This window comes from Moorena sp. SIO1F2, from assembly GCF_010672755.1.
GTDB lineage: Bacteria > Cyanobacteriota > Cyanobacteriia > Cyanobacteriales > Coleofasciculaceae > Moorena.
This window is the reverse complement of sequence record NZ_JAAHFV010000510.1, coordinates 1-3,498: the sequence shown is the minus strand read 5'-3', so window position 1 is coordinate 3,498 and position 3,498 is coordinate 1. Positions and strand designations below refer to the sequence as shown.

The window sequence follows — 3,498 nt, the reverse complement described above, 5'->3', positions numbered from 1 at the left end:
CTGCAGATGATAAATCATAAGTTTTACCCTGGCTATTTTTTTGATAAGGACATTGAATTAGCTTTAATAAAGCAAGTTTAAATTATGGATTATATATTTCTATAAAAAACTATTATTGAAGATAAGTATAACAATGATAATTACATAAACATAAATCCCTGGGTTCAAGCGGGAAGTGATTACAATATCGATAAAAAAATTGGTTATGGGAAAACTAAGTTGATTACAATTTTTACCAATCATGATCTGGAATGTTCAAGTTTTAACTATTTGCCAGAGTAGCTTTTTGGTTAGATTTATCTAACTATAAACTCTGTCAATGAGATGTAGCAACTCTTGTGGAGCATCATCCTTTCCCAGACCGATAAGATAGTTATAGTCTCAAGGAGTTTAATTCAGTAGGTGTTGCAATTGCTGTTGTTGTAGTTGCCCAATCCCAGTGGTTGCCCAATCCCAACTTGAACCTTTTCTGTAATCCAGGCAGACTACCACCAGCCTGTGATGGGATAAAGTCTCTCCCCATCCCTGTTTTTGGCGGAACGGTTTTTGAGCTGGTGGAGCTGTTGCTTTAATGGTTCTATCTGTTGCGTTCTATCGGTTGCGGCTGGGCGGAGATTTGTCAATCTAATTTATTTAGATGTGTTTGCCCTGGGGGGAAGGCCAAACACACAACCAACCACCGTCACGGTTATTCAGTTTTTAAGGCGCGAAACTTTGCCACTTGTCCCTAAGTGTGATACTTTCATTGAGTGCTTATCGATACTGATTTAAAGCCAGCAAATCCCACACCATTTACCCCAGCATAACCTCTGGGGGGTGTTGTAATTTGTTTTTACCTGGTAGTCGGTGTCGCACCGCTATCTTCAATGGCCTAAGACTTGGTTTCTTAGGAACCGATTCTTGTCGGGGTCGAGAAGACAAAGATACTGAAGACAATGTGAAATTATTCTTATGATTACTCAGTCACCACCAAGTAACTGGCGACTCAAGCCAGGTTATCTGAGCTATAGTGGCTCTCAGTTTGAGTCCGTTCACATTCTTTTGGGAGGGTTTTTGGCCGATCGCCATTCCTCTAATCCTCTATCGACTGGCTCTTTACTGTCCGACAATCCCAGCTGTGAATGGGGCAAGGGGCAGCCATTCGAAAAAGTGATCGACTCTCCAGAAGCTTTTGCGGCGTTGATAGCAAATCCTCAGTTGTTTCGACATGCGATCGCAATTATTGAACCCTGGAAACATGTGGGCTGTAACCCCCTAGGTGAGGAGGTCCGTGCCTCGGTTAATGTGGCTTATTTGGCGCAAAAAGTTGCTGACTGTGATTCAATTCTCTTTCCCTATTGGGCCTCAGGTCCGTTAGATTTGGAGCGACTGATCCCCGTCATCAGCTCAGGATTGGCAATTGTGGTAGAGGGGGGGGATCCATCTCTCCGGAATCCCTCTACCTTTGCAGGGGCAAGTTGCTCCCATCAGGATCTTCTCCGTCTATCTGAGCAAATTCTCCTCTCTCGGACTCCTGCAAGCGCACCTGCCATATTTATTTGTTTAGGGCACCAGCTTGCGGCTCAGGCTCACATCAGTCTGATTCGTCGGGCAGTCAGGGAAGTGTTAGCTCTAGATGTATTGGAAGGGGATGGCAATGGCAAGGCTTTGAGGGCTTTACAACGTGTCTGTCAAGAAATCCAGGCAGTAGGGCAGTCCCTGGTCATCAAGAAGCGGGATGGCCGTGTGGTGGCAGACAATTGGGAGCATCAGGAGTTTGCGGTGGCTCACAACGAAGCAAAAGAGATTGGTGATCGCCAGCTGCGGCAGTATGAATCCCCTGACCATGAGACCTCCGGTGTTCCTGAGGCACTGATTGTTGCCCATGAGATTACCGCTGATGAGCACGAAGGGGTGATTGATACGTCGATTGCCTATGAGCATGAACTCAACATTGCAATGTTTCATTCGGACGAGGTGAACGAAGAGGCAATCTTATTTGCAAACTGGGCGTATCGGTTAATTCATGATGCTCTCATTCCCAGCCGTCACATTGTGGCGAATAGTGCTTTGTCTTGGCTTATCCAGCTCCCTGATGCTGTTGAAATTTTGTGCTCGACGGCGGATGATGATGATGAGGTGTTGACAGAGTGTTCTGCCACTTGCATCAATTACAGAGATTTTGAAAGTAAAACCGTTCGGCGATCGTTTACCTGTCAGTTTCATCCGGAATTGCTGGCAGATCTGCGGGTGGTGGGTTTGCGGCAGCCCCCTTCCTATGAAGAGCTGAAGCAGGATGATGGGGTACGGCTATTTGCACGTTTGTTGTATGCCGGGATGCAAGAATAGCGATCGCAATTTCACAGGCAGACAGCTCTTGCTTGAATAGTTCTATCTGTTGCGTTCTATCGGTTGTGGCTGGGGGGAGATTTGTTTTTGCTGTGGTTCAATCAGTGAGCTAGTTGAGGCGGTATAGGGTAGAGCTTCTTTTGATAGTGGCTAAAACTAACATGAACCAGGTAACGGTACCTGGTTCATGGTTATACTTATTCAACAAAATATCTAGCTAGGGTTTACAGATTCTTACAGCCGAAGCTCAATAAAAAATTATATTCCTCCATTACTTACTTTCCTGAGTGGTTTGGCTTTTGATGTTTTAACAGTTTGGTTAGCCAAAGACGCTGAACAAAGATGCTTCAGATCATGACCACTAGCTAGTTAAAACATCGATTAATTAGGGCTAGACATGGTTTTAGTTGTCTAGGGTAGGTGGGAATTAAACTGAATTACTCCCATTGATGGTTATTTAACGCCTACCGATACTTTTTAGCTACCAGAATCTACCAAGGCAGATCCTAGCCCGCCAATGCAAGATGCAATCGCATCCAGGGGGTATCTCCCAAAGCTCTGACGGAATATCCCGCGAGCGCCATAAAAATGTCAAAAAAGTTATAACACCGGGATAGAGAGCGCAACTATTAAACCCTTGGTTTTCGGCTTTAATTTAAGTTACATAATAATCCCTGTCGGTGTTACCCTAATTTAAGTCTAACAAATAATAAGAGTTTTTGGTAGACTCTGCGACATTTTATTGTGCTGTTTACTAACCTTACCCTACATGTCTTGTTAATCTCTACGACTAAGTTTCTAGGGCTGTAAGTTGTTCAGGACAGGAGGCACAGTCCTGAATTCCGATTGGTTTGTGTGCCTATTTATGAATGTATCAACTTGGCTGAATTTTTGCTAGACTCTGTTCAGATAAATTTGCTTAACTTAAACTTTGTTTAAAAAGCCTATGAATTCGTAACGTTGGACAAATCCTATAGGACTTACGGCGCAAACCCGGTTATTGAGGTTAATTACACTCATTATGGTTCATTATGATGGCAAAATTGTCATTTATCAGCCCCATCCCGATTCAATATGGACGACTAATACTACTGTTGAGTAAATTACTGATTAATATGAGGGGTGTCACCCCTCATATTAATCAGTAATTTACTCAACAGTAGTATTAGA

Annotated in this window: 2 protein-coding genes; one reads left to right on the top strand and one right to left on the bottom strand. The window is 43.6% G+C overall.

Annotated features, from left to right (window positions below; all coding sequences use genetic code 11):
* Positions 1-485: 485 nt before the first annotated feature.
* The gene (locus F6J94_RS31920; protein WP_293047597.1) at positions 486-623 is read right to left on the bottom strand and encodes a hypothetical protein; all 138 of its coding nucleotides are present in this window, start codon (positions 621-623) and stop codon (positions 486-488) included.
* 328 nt (positions 624-951) lie between these two features.
* Between F6J94_RS31920 and F6J94_RS31915 the strand changes: the two genes are divergently transcribed.
* Positions 952-2,328: a hypothetical protein gene (locus F6J94_RS31915; RefSeq protein ID WP_293047596.1), complete on the top strand. Its 1,377-nt coding sequence runs from the start codon at positions 952-954 to the stop codon at positions 2,326-2,328.
* Positions 2,329-3,498: the final 1,170 nt, after the last annotated feature.

Coding starts and splice junctions, on each gene's coding strand:
- F6J94_RS31915 (WP_293047596.1), top strand. CDS start 952: ATGATTACTCAGTCACCACCAAGTAACTGGCGACTCAAGCCAGGTTAT.